This is a genomic window from Marinospirillum minutulum DSM 6287, from assembly GCF_000422325.1.
Lineage (GTDB): Bacteria > Pseudomonadota > Gammaproteobacteria > Pseudomonadales > Halomonadaceae > Marinospirillum > Marinospirillum minutulum.
Map to the genome: position 1 here is coordinate 176240 of NZ_AULO01000009.1, position 15838 is coordinate 192077.

General features: G+C 42.8%; 14 protein-coding genes. 5 read left to right on the forward strand and 9 right to left on the reverse strand.

Features of this window, described 5'->3' with window-relative positions; genetic code table 11:
* The first annotated feature begins 282 nt into the window (after window positions 1–282).
* Genes map through H571_RS0102650 form a run of 4 tightly spaced genes read left to right on the forward strand, consistent with a single transcriptional unit; the run spans window position 283 to window position 4633 of the window.
* Window positions 283–1065 carry a type I methionyl aminopeptidase gene (gene map, locus H571_RS0102635; protein WP_027847952.1) on the forward strand — a complete coding sequence of 261 codons (783 nt, stop codon included), beginning with the start codon at window positions 283–285 and terminating at the stop codon, window positions 1063–1065.
* A gap of 27 nt (window positions 1066–1092) precedes the next feature.
* Window positions 1093–3813, forward strand: a complete 2721-nt coding sequence (locus tag H571_RS13960) for a [protein-PII] uridylyltransferase (protein ID WP_051168093.1) — start codon at window positions 1093–1095, stop codon at window positions 3811–3813.
* Between the two features lie 51 nt (window positions 3814–3864).
* Window positions 3865–4212 (forward strand): ArsC family reductase, encoded by a 348-nt coding sequence (locus H571_RS0102645; protein WP_084482630.1) that lies wholly within the window; start codon window positions 3865–3867, stop codon window positions 4210–4212.
* Window positions 4213–4264: 52 nt separating this feature from the next.
* A complete protein-coding gene (locus H571_RS0102650; RefSeq protein ID WP_027847954.1) occupies window positions 4265–4633 on the forward strand; it encodes a hypothetical protein in 369 nt (122 codons plus the stop codon).
* Window positions 4634–4728: 95 nt separating this feature from the next.
* On the opposite strand, the gene H571_RS0102655 is transcribed toward H571_RS0102650, so the two are convergent.
* The 9 genes from H571_RS0102655 to pilM all read right to left on the reverse strand — a co-directional run bounded on the left by H571_RS0102655 (window position 4729) and on the right by pilM (window position 13045).
* Window positions 4729–5010 carry a hypothetical protein gene (locus H571_RS0102655; protein WP_027847955.1) on the reverse strand — a complete coding sequence of 94 codons (282 nt, stop codon included), beginning with the start codon at window positions 5008–5010 and terminating at the stop codon, window positions 4729–4731.
* Window positions 5011–5044: 34 nt separating this feature from the next.
* On the reverse strand, window positions 5045–6667 hold the full coding sequence (locus H571_RS0102660) for an AAA family ATPase (protein ID WP_027847956.1): 1623 nt from the start codon (window positions 6665–6667) through the stop codon (window positions 5045–5047).
* Window positions 6668–6749: 82 nt separating this feature from the next.
* Window positions 6750–7856 (reverse strand): 3-dehydroquinate synthase, encoded by a 1107-nt coding sequence (gene aroB, locus H571_RS0102665; RefSeq protein WP_027847957.1) that lies wholly within the window; start codon window positions 7854–7856, stop codon window positions 6750–6752.
* A gap of 24 nt (window positions 7857–7880) precedes the next feature.
* A complete protein-coding gene (gene aroK / locus H571_RS0102670) occupies window positions 7881–8420 on the reverse strand; it encodes a shikimate kinase AroK (protein ID WP_027847958.1) in 540 nt (179 codons plus the stop codon).
* Window positions 8420–10207: a type IV pilus secretin PilQ gene (locus tag H571_RS13965; protein WP_051168094.1), complete on the reverse strand. Its 1788-nt coding sequence runs from the start codon at window positions 10205–10207 to the stop codon at window positions 8420–8422. Before H571_RS13965 ends, aroK begins: the two co-directional genes overlap by 1 nt.
* A gap of 9 nt (window positions 10208–10216) precedes the next feature.
* On the reverse strand, window positions 10217–10711 hold the full coding sequence (locus H571_RS0102680; protein WP_027847959.1) for a pilus assembly protein PilP: 495 nt from the start codon (window positions 10709–10711) through the stop codon (window positions 10217–10219).
* Window positions 10711–11418 (reverse strand): type IV pilus inner membrane component PilO, encoded by a 708-nt coding sequence (locus H571_RS0102685; RefSeq protein WP_051168095.1) that lies wholly within the window; start codon window positions 11416–11418, stop codon window positions 10711–10713. Before H571_RS0102685 ends, H571_RS0102680 begins: the two co-directional genes overlap by 1 nt.
* Complete coding sequence (locus tag H571_RS0102690; RefSeq protein ID WP_027847961.1) at window positions 11415–11969, reverse strand: PilN domain-containing protein; 555 nt, start codon at window positions 11967–11969, stop codon at window positions 11415–11417. Before H571_RS0102690 ends, H571_RS0102685 begins: the two co-directional genes overlap by 4 nt.
* A complete protein-coding gene (gene pilM, locus H571_RS0102695; protein WP_245562313.1) occupies window positions 11966–13045 on the reverse strand; it encodes a type IV pilus assembly protein PilM in 1080 nt (359 codons plus the stop codon). Before pilM ends, H571_RS0102690 begins: the two co-directional genes overlap by 4 nt.
* Window positions 13046–13222: 177 nt before the next feature.
* Between pilM and H571_RS0102700 the strand changes: the two genes are divergently transcribed.
* Window positions 13223–15784: a penicillin-binding protein 1A gene (locus H571_RS0102700; RefSeq protein WP_027847963.1), complete on the forward strand. Its 2562-nt coding sequence runs from the start codon at window positions 13223–13225 to the stop codon at window positions 15782–15784.
* The last annotated feature ends 54 nt before the right edge of the window (window positions 15785–15838 follow it).

A 15838-nucleotide genomic window follows, 5' to 3' on the forward strand; every position in this document is an offset into this window, starting at 1 on the left:
GTTCGGGTTAGGCCTCCATACACCCCAAACATCAACCCTAGCCTAGTGGCTTAAGGCACCCAGATGAATGTGTCGGTGTATGTGTGACGTTAAGTTGCACTTAAATGAGTGCGGTTAGTTTGCTTTAAACCTACCTAGGTAAGGAGAGCCGCTTGTTTGCCAAGAGTCTGCCCTTGTCGTATCCTTTCACAGTTGATTTTAAGCGCGCACTTTATAGCATAGTCCTGCGCGAACATAAAGTCCGAATTTGTTTTGGGCTAACTTTTTTAAGTGAGTTGTTGAATGAATGTCCCCATTAAAACACCTGAAGAAATTGAAAAGATGCGTGTTGCTGGCCGTTTGGCAGCAGAAGTTTTAGAAATGATTGCGCCCCATGTTAAAGCGGGTGTTTCTACAGGTGAGCTAGATACTCTTTGTCACCGCTATATCGTTGAAGAGCAGCAAGCCATACCCGCACCACTTAACTACCATGGTTTTCCTAAATCCATTTGCACCTCGGTAAACCATGTTATTTGCCATGGTATTCCAGACGATAAACAGTTACTTAAAGATGGTGACATTATCAATATAGACATTACCGTTATTAAAGATGGTTATCACGGTGATACAAGTCAGATGTTTTATGTGGGTGAACCCAGTGTTGAAGCCCGTCGTTTAACTGAATTTACCAAGCGTGCCCTCTATGCCTCTATAAAGCTAGTAAAGCCTGGTGCGCGTATCTCAGAAATTGGTAAGTTAATTCAGAATATGGTCAAAAAAAATACCAGTCGTTTTTCTATCGTTAGAGAATATTGTGGGCATGGTATAGGCAAAGATTTTCATGAAGACCCACAAATACTGCATTACGATGGCTATACACCCCGTACCGATTTAGTTTTAAAGCCGGGCATGTGTTTCACCATTGAACCGATGATTAATGCAGGTAAACGTCATAGCAAACTCTTAGACGATGGTTGGACAGTTGAAACTTCTGATGGGAAATTAACGGCTCAGTGGGAACATACCCTGTTAGTGACTGAAACTGGGGTGGAAGTATTAACGCGCCGTAGTGAAGAAACCTTTTAATTCTTTTTTCTTCAGCGAGGTGGGTCGATGAGTGTTAACTATCAGTTTCATCCTAACTTAGCACTCTACGATTTTCAGCGCTTAGAGCAGCAGCTACAAGGAAGTTTGACTCAAGTTCCACTGCTCAAACAAGCGCTGGCAATTATTAATCAGCGCTTAGATCAAGCTTTTTATGATGGCGCAGATATACGTGACCTGGTTTATGGTCGTGCTTGGGCTATGGATCAGCTTTTAGCCTGTATTTGGCGTCTAGTTCCCTGGCCAGATGATAAGCTGGCACTCTTTGCTGTGGGCGGTTATGGACGTGGAGAACTTCACCCTAAATCAGACCTAGACCTACTGGTGTTAGTCCCTGATGATAACACCAGTCGTTACCACCAGCCGCTTACTGAGTTTATTACCCTGCTTTGGGATATAAAGCTGGAAGTCGGGCATAGTTTTCGCTCTTTAGAGGACTGTGAGCGTGAAGCTAAGGCAGATATAACCGTAGCCACTAATCTTTTTGAAAACCGCCTGCTGGTTGGCTCTTTGGCTTTGCAAGAGGCAATGCTAGAGCGCTTATCGCAAGAAAAAATGTGGCCCTCAGCAAAATTTTTTGATGCCAAGTGGCAAGAGCAGCTAGCAAGGCACAATAAATATAATAATAGTGACCATAATTTAGAGCCTAATATTAAAAGCTCGCCTGGTGGCCTGCGTGATATTCAAATGATCGGCTGGGTAGCTAAGCGGCATTTTCACGCAACCTCTTTAAAAGATTTACTTGCAGAAGGCTTTTTAACGGAAACGGAAGTGCGCTTGTTAGAGCAAGGGCAAAGTTTTTTATGGCAGGTGCGCTATGCCTTACACTTAATAGCTGACCGTTGTGAAGACCGTTTGCTGTTTGATTATCAGCGCGAACTCGCAGTTTTATTTGGTTATTTAGATACAGAAAAACGCCTAGCTGTTGAACAGTTTATGAAGCGTTATTATAGGGTAGTTACCACCTTAACCGAGCTAAACGATGTTCTACTTCAGCATTTTGAGCAAGCACTTTTAAAAGAAGATGAAGTGCAGCAGGTCACCTACATTAACCAGCGATTTCAAATACGTGATGGTTTAATTGAGCACCTAGGTGATGATGTATTTGAGCGGGATCCTTTTGCCCTAATAGAAGTATTTTTGTTAATGGCAGAACACGCAGCAATAAAAGGCGTGCGTGCAACAACAATTCGAGCCTTACGTGATCACCGCCATTTAATTGATGAAGCTTTTCGTCAAGATAAGCGAGTTAATCAGCTATTTATGGCGCTACTTAACTCGGAAGGCGATGTGCCCTTACAGTTAACGCGTATGAGCCGCTATGGCATTTTGGGTCGTTATTTACCCGAGTTTGGTCACGCAGTTGGATTAACCCAGCATGATCTGTTTCATATCTACACTGTTGATGCCCATACCCTAAGGCTTTTGCGCTTATTGCAAAGTTTTCGGGATCCTGCCGAGCAAAAAAACTTTCCTTTAGCTTCAAGCATTATGCCCCAGTTACCTAATCTATCTGTTATTTGGTTAGCAGGGTTATTTCATGATTTAGGTAAGGGTTATGGTGGTAATCATTCAGAAATAGGTGCAGCGAGTGCTTTGGCTTTTTGTCAAAGGCAGGGCGTTAGTAAAAATGATGCTTATTTAGTGAGCTGGCTAGTAGAAAACCACCTGCTAATGTCCATTACTGCACAAAAACAAGATTTAACTGATCCAGAAGTAATAAGACGTTTTGCTGAAAAAATAGGCAAGCAAGTTCACCTAGATTATTTGCACGTACTGACAGTTGCAGACATTAATGCCACTAATCCCAAGCTTTGGAATGGCTGGCGTGCAGCTTTATTAAATCAGTTGTACACAGAAACTAAACGAGCTTTACGCCGAGGTTTAGAAAACCCTATAGACCCAACCGATTGGATAGAAGAAACCCAGCGTACCGCCTTAGAAGGCTTAGAAGCTAAAAAAATAGCCAAGCAAAGCGTTTTAAGCCTCTGGTCAAGCTTAGGGAAAGATTACTTTCTACAAAATACAGCAGAAGAAGTGGTTTGGCATACACAAGGCATTTTAAAACATGCGCCTAGTAAAGAACCGCTAGTCTTATTGATGGCACCGACTGAAAACATAAGGGAAGGCGGAACCAAGGTATTTATTCATTCCCGTGATGTTGCCTTTGGTTTTGCTGCCACCGCAGCCACTCTAGATAGGTTGGGGCTTTCAATTCATGATGCGCGTATCGCTTCAAGTGATGAAGGCTTTACACTGAATACCTTCATTGTATTAGAGCAAAATGGCAAAATTCCACGCAGCCAACAACGCCTAGCCGAAATAGAAAGTGAACTTATTAGCTCACTGAATAACCCCGAAAATTTCCCTCAACTTGTTAAACGGCATACGCCTAGGCAGTTAAAGCACTTTACGCTACCTACTCAGGTTTACATTAGTAATGATCCTAGTAACCTACGCACCTTAATTGAAGTGATTACACCCGACCGACCTGGTTTGTTAGCAAGAATAGGTCGAATTTTTGTAGAGTTTGATTTATGGCTACAGAACGCCAAAATAGCAACGCTAGGTGAACGAGTTGAAGACGTTTTTTTTGTTACCCTGCAAGATGGCAGCCCTTTGTCTGACCCTGAATTATGCCAACAGCTAGAAGCACGTTTATGTGATGAACTAGATAAAGAAGCAAAAGAGCCAGGTTATCCACTTTATGACTCTGGCTGGAATCGCTAGCTTATTGATTTTTAATATTAATAGCAGCGGAAGACTAGGAAAAAGGTTAAAATGTTGAATCTTTACGGAATACCCAATTGCGACACCATGAAAAAAGCGCGTACTTGGCTACAAGAACAGCAGCTAGATTTTCAGTTCCATAATTATAAAAAAGATGGGATAGCAAGCAGCACTTTACAAACCTGGGTAGATCAGGTGGGCTGGGAAGTCTTAGTTAACCGCCGTGGTACAACTTGGCGCAAACTACCAGAAACAGACCGTACTAACCTTGATGAAGCTTCAGCTATTAGCCTAATGCAAGCGAATCCAAGTTTAATTAAGCGTCCTGTGCTTGTTACCGCTACTCAGTTGTTAGTCGGGTTTAATCCCGAAGAGTGGCAAGCTCAACTAATGAAGTAAAACCATTTTAGATGCAACAGAATACCTACCAGTCACTAGCCGGAGACCTACCATGAAGATGCTCAACCGCTCTGCTATTAGCATTCAATTAAAACAGCCCTTTGTTGATTGGATTAACAGCCTAGATGAAGAGGGCGAACAGGTAACACTTGAAGAAGTTAACCTTGAAGCGACCACCTACCTTATTCCTGAGCTTGAAGACGAAGATGCCTTGGAAGTCTTTATTGATGAGCGCCATTTTGAACTATTAGAAAATGAGCTGCTCTCTTGGGAAGATGACGACAGCTATTGGCCAGCAGATATGGACAGAGCTTTATTTGATGAGTTTTTAGATGTGAAGCTTTCTTTTATGGTATTCGATCTAGACGAACAAGCACCGCTTTTAGCAACGGTTTTAGATGAAGTGGACGATGTTGACTAGCTAATTAGGTAGGCAAGCGGTTTATTGGTGGCTCCAAACCAAAGAAGGCTCCTAGTATTAGTTGCTAGGAGCCTTCCTTTTTGAAGTGGTTAAAGTTATTCCTCAGTTGCTTCCATAGCATGAGTTTCAACTTCTATATCTAGCACATTGCAAGAACCTGGACGTAAAACAAGCACCCCATACTCTTCAACATTATGCTGATCATTTTCTTCGCTACCCACTTCAATAGATAGGCTACTGCCTTCTAAATAATCTGGGCTAATTAAGATGGTTGCAGGCAAGCCTTCATCCCAAATCACTTCAATTTCAGCTAAATCTGGTAGGTCTATGCGCTTACCGTCAGGGGTAACGCCTTGTAAACGGGGTCTAAGGTTCATTTGTTGCTCCAGTAAAGGCTAACCTTTTAAAAAATTAATGGCTACGAATATCTTCTTGCACGCTTTGGTAGCTTCTAGCCCAAGGGCGCTGCTTCTGCAAACCTTTAGGTAGTTTTTGTATTCCTGCTAAGGCTTCATCACGGCTTGCATAGTCACCATAAACAACCACATACCAAGGTTGCCCTTTGTAGCGTCCTTCAAAATAAGAGAAGTCTGAGCGGTTAGTTACTTGTGCTTCAATAAAGCTTTTAACACTGGCTTCATCTAGGCTACCCATCATTTGCAAGGTGTAATGGTTAGCTGGTTTAGCCATTAAGGTGGCTTCACGCCTAGCGCCTTTATCAACCCAGGTTGCAGCTTTGGGGGTTGCCACCTGTTTAGGTGTAACTTTTTTAGGTTCAGCAGGTTTTTTAGGTGCTTCTTTAACCTGCGGGGCTGTAGCTGCAATAGGCGTGTCATCGGGTAAATCAAGAGGGCTTTCTTCAACCTGGGTGACGAGTTCAGGCTGTTGCTGCTCTACTAGCGGTGTTTCTTCAGTGATTACTGGAGGTTCTTCAATTTCAACCAGAGGCTCAGTAACCCTTGGAGTCTCTGTTGAAGGCTCTGTAGGCAGGGTTTGTTCGGCTAAGGCAGGTGGCTGCCATGCCGCATCATTTTGACGTATTTCTTGTGAACGACTAATTAAGCTAGTGTCTGGCACAGAGCTAGGCGTGAGTTGATCTTTATAAAGGTACCCAACCACAAGCAGTGCCACTAGGCTAGTCGCTAGAAGTAAAGGCCAAAAAGGTAGTTTGCTTTTTTGTGCTGCCTTAGCTTTTTTGGGCTTTGGCGTAGCTTTAGTTTTAGTTTTGGCATTTTTAGCAGGGGCTTTACTTGGCACAAGACCCGTTTGGCTAGCACCTGCTCTTAATTCTTCAACTAGAGCAGTATTTAATAGCCCAGGTAGCCCTTTAGCTGCTTGGTAAACCCTAGCAAACTGTTTGTCATCTAAGGGTAGCGTATCTATACCAACACTATTGCAGCGGTGCTCTAGGTAGTTTCTAGCTTCAGCCTCATTAAATGCTTCTAGTGGTAGATGGTGGCCTACCGATTCAAAACGAGCAAGATTCTCTTTTTGATGCAGCTTAGTGAAAAGTGCTTGCTTACCAAACAAGGCTAGGTGGGGCCTAAGGTTATCGCTAGTGGTAGTGGCAAGATCAAGAAGCAGATTAATTGCATCTTGTTCTAGGTTTTCTGCGTTATCTATAACTATTAAGCAGCTTCCACCCTCTTCACTTAATTGGCTGCTGAAATTACGAATTTCGGCAAGGTAGAAATCAAAGTCTGCCTTGGCAGGTATTTCTATATTTAAGTTTTGAGCAAGGGTTGGCAACAATTGTGCCGCAGATGCGGTTTTATTTGCATCGAGCAGGCTTACTACCACACCAGAATCGAGCTGTTGCAGCATACGATTTTTTAGGTGAGTTTTACCGCTGCCTTGCTGACCAGTAACGGTCAACAGCAGGTTGCTATAACGACTAAGATGAAGCAGTAAATCTAGGTGTTTACCATGTTGCTTCCCCGAATAAAAAACAGCAGCATCATTAACATGCTCTAATAAAAGTGCTTGTTCATTAAACGGTGTTGGACTATTTAGTGATGGTTCCCTGGGTTGCATGCCAGCGACTCCGTGGACATTATGCGTTGGCTAAAGATTAGCATTTAATCATATCAGAAGGTTCAGTAGAACGCGTCACTGGTTAAAGCGAGTGCGTTTTTGTAAGTGCATCGGTTAGGCATTCTTCTAACAAGGGCAATTCATTGAATTCTACCAGTTCAGCCTGACCTAGTTGCCTTAAAAGAATGAGCCTTAATTGCCCATCTACATTCTTTTTATCCACAGCCATATGCTGTAAAAAACTAGCAAGGGTCATTTCTTTTGGGGGCTTTACGGGTAAGTTAGCAGCAAGCAAGATTTTTTCTACCCGCTTTACATCGGCTAAGGTTAACCAGCCTAGGCGGCGGGACAAATCTGCCGCTAACCACATACCGCAAGCCACAGCTTCGCCATGCAGCCACTGACCATAGCCCATTTCAGTTTCTATGGCATGACCAAAGGTATGACCTAGGTTTAACAGGGCACGCTTGCCACCTTCACGTTCATCCTCTGCAACGATATCAGCTTTACATTGACAGGAACGGGCAATGGCTTCACTAACTAGTTGGCTGGCACCTGACATAAGGCCAGCAATGTTAGCTTCAAGCCACTCTAAAAATGCTAAATCGCCTAATAAACCATATTTAATAACTTCAGCCATTCCCGCAGCAAGTTCGCGGCTGGGCAGTGTTTTTAATACATCTGTATCGGCAAGCACTAGGCGGGGTTGCCAAAAAGCACCCAGCATATTTTTACCTAAAGGATGGTTTACACCGGTTTTACCACCAACTGATGAATCAACCTGAGATAAAAGTGTTGTAGGCATTTGAATGAAATTAACGCCACGCTGATAGCAGGCAGCTGCAAAACCAGTCATGTCGCCCACCACACCACCACCTAGGGCGAGTAGTGTTGCCTTGCGGTTAAAGCCTTCTTTAAGCAGTGTATCCCAAACCTTTTGTAGGTTTTCAAGGTTTTTATAAGCTTCACCATCAGGGAGAATGCAGGTTTTAATTATTAAGTCTGGCTTAGCTTGGCTTAGGCTGGCTTTTAGTTTTTCTAGGTAAAGTGGTGCAACAGTTGTGTTGCTAACAATTAGTAGTTGTTTGCCGCTTAATTGAGGCAAAATTAAGTTTGGCTTCTCAAGGAGTTGCGGGCCAATATGAATGGAGTAACTGCGTTCTCCAAGGTCTAAGTTCAGGCTTTGCATGAGTATTCCAGTAAATTTTTATAATTACATGTACTGCATTAACTGTTGTTTAATAGCTTGCATTACTTGGCGTGGTGGACGTTGGTCAGTATCAACAATTAAGTGAGCTGTAGCTAAGTAAAGTGGGTCACGTATTTCTTTAAGTTCTTCAAGTCGTGCACGTGGGTTTTCTGTTTGTAGCAGTGGCCGACTACGGTCTTTACTTGTGCGTAAAAGCTGCTGTTCAACCGTGGTACGTAAAAAAATAACCACACCTCGCTCTTTCAAAAATTGGCGGTTTTCTTCTTTTAAGACACTGCCACCACCAGTTGAAAGAACGATGCCTTGTTCTTGAGTTAACTCATCAATTACTTGGGTTTCACGCAAACGAAAACCTTCTTCGCCTTCTAAATCAAAAATCCAAGGGATGCTAGCACCACAACGCTCTTCTATCACCCTGTCTGAATCATAAAAAGGACGTTTTAAAGCACTGGCTAACAAGCGGCCGAGCGTGCTTTTACCAGCGCCCATAGAGCCGATTAAAAAAATATTGGTAAGCGAGTTACACTTGGGTTCATCCTGCATTAGTTTCTAACCAGAGCATCATTAAGCATTCTTGGAGTAATAAAAACCAGTAATTCTACTTTTTCTTGGTTGCTATAGGAACTACGAAACAGCCAGCCAATTAAAGGAATGTCGCCTAGAAAGGGAACTTTTGTTTCACCTTCTAGTTTTTGTGAGGTGAATATACCACCTATTACAATAGTTTCACCGTTATTTACCAATACTTGGGTTTCTACTGCATTAGTATTGATGGTTGGGCCTGCTGTAGCCGTTTCTTCGCCCCTACTATCATTATTGACCTGTAGGTTTAGAAAAATACGCCCATCACCTACAATTTGAGGGGTTACTTCCAAGCGTAGTTCTGCTTGGCGGAAATCCGTTGTACGCTCTCCATCACTATCAACAGAGGTGTAGGGAATTTCTTCACCTGATCGAATAACGGCTTTATTGCGGTTAGAGGTAATAACCTTAGGCTGGGAAATAATTTCGCTACGGTTTTCGGTTTCTAAGGCTGCTAATTCTAAATCGAGCAATAGTTTGCTAGATACAAAACCAAAGTTAGCCCCTGTGGCTGGGTTGAAGTCTATACTAGTACCCCGGTCAGCTTGTAAAAAATTCTCGTTTTCTAAGCCACCACGCGTGGTTGATCTTTCCGTATTAAATTGACCTAAGCCAGCTTTAGGGCTGCTACGCACACCCCAGCTAACACCTAGTTCTTCACCTACGCCAGTACGAGCAACCACAATTCTGGCTTCAATCATTACCTGATCTACAGGTACATCCAGCGTTTTAATAATTTCTTTAATGCGGTTAACCTGTTCAGCTGTGTCCCGTACATAAAGCGTGTTAGTCCGATTATCTACCAATAGGTGACCGCGGTCTGATAAAAAGCGCCGTGTGGTCTGAGGACTAGCTTCTTCTTGGTTAAAGTTGGGAAGAGGCAGGCTACCCAGCAAGCCAGCACCAATACCGCTAGGGGGTGCTGCTTCTACCTGATCACCAAGAATAAATGTTTGTAAGGCTGTGGCATCGGCATAACGAATTTTAATAAAAGCATCTTCAAGCGGGCTGACCTTAATGGCTGACTGCCTTGCTTTATGTTGTTGCTCTTCTAAATCTATCAGGTCTTGTGCAGGCGCTACAAGCAAGATGCTGTCTTGCTGGCGACTTGCTAAACCTTGGGATATAAGCACTATATCCAAAGCTTGGTCTGAAGGGATGTCTTCAAGTTGTAGGGTAATATTGCCAGTAACATTTTCACCTGCTACTAGGTTTAAACCTAAAAATGCAGCTAATTCAGCCAGTAATTCACGCACGGGGATATCGTGGTAACTTAGAGATACTAGATCACCAGTATAACGAAATGCGGAGTTACCGGGCGCTCGCGTTGCTGCTGCTTGGCTAAGACTAGTAGCAGCAATTTCTATTTGTAACTGGTTATCACGTGTGTTTAGCAGGTAACTAAATTCGCCTTTTATATTAATAAGAAGTTCAGCTCTTGCGCCTGTTTGAAAAAGTTCTAGTTGATCTACTTGGGTAGCAAAATCATTGGTGTCATAGAGATTAACTAAATCATAATTAATTTCTGTGGCAGGAAACTTCAGTCTTAATCCTTTATTAAATTGTTCTGCTTCAGGTAAGGAGGGCTGGGCAGAAAAATTTAATAAAATTCTAGCGTTACCCTGATGGGTGCGCTGAAAATCAATGCCAGTAATCTGAGCCTTATTAGCTAAAGCTGTAAAAGGGAACAAAAGTCCAAGCAATAAAAAAACAAGTAGCCAGGCTTTGGGGTGAAAGTTAACAGTCATATAAAAAACCTACTTGGATATAAATATTGTTTGTTCACGTTCATGCCACTCTGAGCCAGAAGGAATAAGCTCTCTTAGTGTTATGCTGTTTTTATCTAGATGAATAATGGTGCCGTGATCCTTGCCCATGCGATCGCCTTTTGTAACAGACACTAGTTGGTTGTCTGGGGTAATTATTAGGGCTTTTATTTGTTCGCCTCGTTTCATGGTGCCACGTAAAGAAAGTTGGCTTAAATCCCAGGCTTCTAGTCTGTCCAATGGTCTGTTTAAGTCAGGGGCAGACAGACCACTGTTTCTAACTGCACTTTTTGTTGGTAAAAAAGGGTCCCTTTCTTGCTGCTGATACTGGGCTTTTACTGTTTCTGGAAAATTAGGTAAGGGTTCAATTTGTCCTTGAGGCCTAGTACGTAGCTCGTTTAGCTGTTCTTCAATACTGGTGGTTGGGGTTGAATCACCACAGGCAGCCAATAGAAGAATTAAAGGTAAAAGCAATAAACCATGCATTAATCTCTTCTCCCTTCATTAGCCTTTTTTCCTTGCTGGTCGTAACGGTAGGTTTGAGCATCTACAACTAGGTTTAAACTGCTTGAACCTGGTTTTACAGGTTTAAGAGTAAAGTTGTGCAGGGTAATAATTCGGTCAAGGTTACTCATGCCTGCCATAAAATTAGCAAGGCGATGAAAGTCGCCACGTACCACTAGCTCAAAGGGTAGCTGGCTATAAAAATTATTATCTTCAGCATCTTTTAGGTTAAGTTCCAGTATTTCTAAGCGCTGTGTGCCTGCAAGCTGCTGAATATCATCAAGCAGGCGAGGAATTTCATTGCCAGTTGGCAGAAAAGCTAATAGGCCTGAAAAAGTCTCTTCCATAATACGCATTTGCTGCTGATAGGCAGGTAGGTTTGCGGCTTGAAACGAGCGTAGGCGGTAATCTTCTAATAGCTGCGTTTGTTCTTGGCGGGCAAGGTTAAGCTCTTCTTTATAATTGCTAAGCAGTAACCAGTGGCTTGCAAAAACAACCCCAGCAACAATGCATATTAAGGAGAATATTTTAACTGAATCTGGCCACTGACCTGCATTGGCTAGGTCTAGGTCATCACGCTCTAGCTTTTTTATGGCTCTAAGTTGGCCTTTAAGCCAATGCTTAAGGTTAATTTTAGCCTGATTAAACCAAGCGATGCTTTCTACAGAGTTTGCTAGCCACTTTTTCATTGTTTTGAATCCCTTAAGGGTAGCAAAAGATCAAAATGAGTTAAGTTAGACTTATCATCAGTGGTTAGGCTGCGTAAAACAGGTTCATTAAAGCGAGGCTGTTTTTTTAGGTTACGCATCCAAGCGGCAACAGCTTGTGATGGGTTGGCATGGCCTTCTATTAAAATTTGGTTGTTGTTACGCTTTATTTCAATCAAATAAATGCCGCTATTAATACTGCTCGCCAGTTGATCCATTATTTCAACCGTTACGCTGCGGTTATCTTGTAGCTTTTGAATAACCTCTATGCGTTTAAGTAGTTGCTGGCGCTTTTCACGTAGGTTAGCCACTTCTTTAATTTCTTTATCTAACAGGGTCATACGTGTTTTTATAAACTGATTTTCGTCTTGAATAATGGCTATAGAAGCCTTGGTGCTTTGCCACAGCAAAACACTAATAAGTAAGCCAACCACTAAAGCCAACCAACTGAGTTGAGCAAAGGTTTTCTGTTGCTTTTGGCGCCTTTCTTCACGCCAAGGCCTTAGATTGATGCCTATATTTATATTTGTCATGACCAAACCCTCATGGCTAGGCCACAAGCAATCATCATTGCTGGCGCATCTTGTGCCAAGGCTTTAGCATCTACCTTGTTACTTAAAAGCATATCAACAAAAGGGTTGGCAATGTAGGTAGGGCAACCTAGCTGCTGGTGTGCAAGGTCTGGCAAGCCATCAATTGCTGAAGACCCGCCTGCAAGAATTAGGTAGTCAATATCGTGGTAAGAACTGGATGAATAAAAAAGCTGGAGTTGGCGTTCAACCTGCTGAATTAAAGCAATTTTAAAAGGTTCTAATAATTCGGTGTAATAATCTGCAGGCAAGTTACCTTTCTTCTTAGCAAAACCTGCTTCTTCGCGTGACAAACCATAAAAGCGTTGGATTTCATCTGTTAGCTGCTTGCCACCAAAAATTTGATCGCGACTATAAATAGTCTCACCATCTCTGAGTATATTAAGTGTTGTGCTAGTTGCGCCGACATCAGCAACAGCCACAATTAGGTTTTCTTCTTGTTTAGGAAGTTTGTTTAGTAATAAGCCTAGAGACCTTTCCATAGCCAAGTTTTCAACGTCAGTTACTATGGGTTCCAAGCCTGCTTCTTCTAAAACGTAATCTAGCTGATCAGTAACTTCTTTACGGCAAGCAACCAAAAGAACAGGTTGGTTGTCATCATCAGGGTTAAGTGGTGGTTGGCGCTGAAAGTCGATAGCAACTTCGTTCAGAGGGTAGGGAACATGCTGTTCTGCCTCTTCCATGACAAGCGCTTCCATTTCATCGTCATTTAACTCAACAGGCAAGCTTAGAGTGCGAGTAATAACTGCCGCCGTTGGAACAGCCACTGCGGTACGTGTTGTACTGGGTTGTGTGCGATCGATGACGCGTTTAATACTACGGGCAACTGACTTATAATCTTTGATGCGGCGATCAGCTACTGCACCACCTTCTAAAGGAGCAACGCCATAGCTGGCAACCTGTAGCTTATCGCCATAAGGATGTATTTCTAGTAGTTTTACAGCTGAGTTAGTAATATCTATACCTATCAGCGGTAACTTTTTAGGACGAAAAAAAGGTAGAGGGGGCATCCTGAACATGGTGTTGCATTCATCCTTTAATGAACAAATTAAGCGCACAAGCCATTTTAATGTACTCTAGCTACAATTTGTATCAGACCGTAAGCAAATGCGCAATTGTTCGTTGCTTAGTTTTTGTGTCATTATCTGCGCTCTATTTTAAAAGTAAAATATGGCGTTATTGCTGCTAGGTAAACTATGCGTGTTTTTAAAAATATTTTGAAGTATTTGTTTTGGTTAGGGATTGTTGGCACAGGGATAGGTGGCGCTTGGGCTTTTGCCATTGTCTTGTACTTTTTACCTAGTCTACACCAAGAAGTTGCTCAGCTACAGGATATGGAATCCCTGCTAAGTGAGCAGTTAGAAATTCCTATGCGAATTTATACTTCAGATAATTTGTTGATGGCTGAATTTGGTGAACATCGCCGCACAAGAATTAACTATGATGCCATTCCTAGACGCTATGTTGATGCTTTATTGGCAGCAGAAGATGCCAGTTTTTATGAGCACCCAGGTGTTGATATAAAAGGCTTGGCACGAGCAGCAGTGCAGCTAATTAACTCTGGTCGTATTCAGTCAGGTGGTTCTACCATTACTATGCAGGTAGCCCGTAACTACCTTCTAACTAGGGATCGTACTTTTGCCCGTAAAATTCGTGAAATTCTTTTGTCGTTACGAATTGAGCAGCAGTTAAGTAAGCAACAAATTTTAGAGCTGTACGTTAATAAAATTTACTTAGGTAATCGTGCCTACGGCATAATGGCGGCAGCCGAGGTTTATTATGGCAAACCTCTAGCTGAGCTTAACCTGGCTCAGCTAGCAATGATTGCAGGTCTACCTAAAGCGCCCTCATCTTATAACCCCCTAGCTAACCCGCGCCGCGCTTTGATACGCCGCAACTGGATACTGTCGCGCATGTATAGCCTAGGCTCTTTGGATGATAACAGTTATGAAGAAGCCATTCGCGCCCCGGTTACTGCCCGTTATTACCCACCAGAACAAGACATTAATGCCCCTTATGTTGCTGAATCTGCTCGTCAATTCACCCTAGACGTTTTTGGCGACAAGGCCTATACCCAAGGCTTAAAAGTTTATACTTCCATTATTAGTGAACAACAAAAAGCGGCTAATGATTCTATTTTAGAAGGTTTATTAAACTATGATAAACGCCGTGGTTGGCGAGGTGTAGAGCAACAAGCTATTCCTTTAGTAGAGCAGCAAGAAGTTTTGGAAGGTGATGCCCTAGCTGAAATTGAAGCAACTGAATCTGGCTTAGAGCAGGTGCAGCTTGCTTTACAAGACCCTAGAGCGAAGCCGTTAGAAGAAGCCTTGGGTTTAGATGTTAGTTATTGGTTAAGGGTTTTAGACAGCACACCCGTTTACGGAAAACTAGTGCCAGCCATAGTGGTGGAAGCCGAAGCAGAGCGATTACTTCTGCTAAAACAGGGCGGTGAACTAGTAGAGTTAGTACCTGAGGACTGGGATTGGGCTGGCCGCTACCACTCGCCCTTTTGGAAAGATAGAAAAGCACTCGCTGGCAACCGTTTAGCAGGACAGGGCGATTTAGTTAGGCTACAGAAAACAGCATCTAAAGAGCGGCCTTGGCAATTAGCCCAACTGCCTAATTTAGAAGCAGCATTAGTTGCCATGAAAACAGAAACAGGTGAAATTACTGCGCTAGTAGGCGGTTTCGATTTTAATCAAAGTCGTTTTAACCGTGCAGATCAAGCCGCTCGTCAGGCAGGTTCAGTTTTTAAACCTTTTGTTTATATGGCAGCTTTAGAAAAAGGCTATACGCCAGCGACTATTATTAATGATGCACCAGTAGTCTTTGAAGACCAGCAGCTAGAAGATGTTTGGCGGCCACAAAACTCTACAGGAACTTTTTATGGTCCAACACGTTTACGCGAAGGTTTATATAAGTCACGCAACCTTATTTCTATTCGGGTACTTAACTATTTAGGTATAGGTAGAGCAATAGAATACATTAGCCGTTTTGGTTTTCCTTCAGAGCGCATGCCTCGTGATTTATCTTTATCTTTGGGTAGTGCCAACGTAACGCCAGTAGAAATGACCAGTGCTTATGCCATGCTAGCCAATGGTGGTTATCCTGTAGAAGCGCACCTAGTAACTCGTATTGAAAATGCAGAGGGTGAAGTACTTTATCAGGCAATTAAGCCTAAAGTGTGCCGTAACTGTCCTGCCGAGCAAGAAACAATTAACCTCGCAGGCACTGTTTATCCACTCGCAAAACGAAAAGTAGATGAGCGTGCTGTTTACACCATGCATTCCATTTTACGTGATGTTATTGATGATGGTACGGGTAGGCGTGCCAAAGCATTAGAAAGAAGTGATATTCGAGGTAAAACAGGTACAACTAACGAACTGCACGATGCTTGGTTCTCTGGCTTTAATGGTGATGTTGTTGCCAGCGTTTGGGCTGGGTTCGATCAGCCATCCAGCACGGGTGAATATGGTGCTAACCTAGCTTTACCTATGTGGATAAAATTTATGGAAGTTGCACTAAAAAACCAGCCAGAAAAGGTAATGCAGCGTCCTGAAGGTTTGGTGACAGTTAGAATAGACCCTACCAGTGGCTTGTTGGCTAGCCCAGGGCAGCAGGATGCAATGTTTGAAATCTTCTATAAAGAACGCGTACCGCAATCTAGGTCGACAGAGCAATCTTTCCAAAATAATTTACAAGAAGAAGGCCAAACCAGCCCATCGGGTAATGCGCCACCGCCTGAGGCCTTGTTTTAATTACTAACTTTTCAGTCTTTTATTCATAAAAAAACCGGAGCCTAGGCTCCGGTT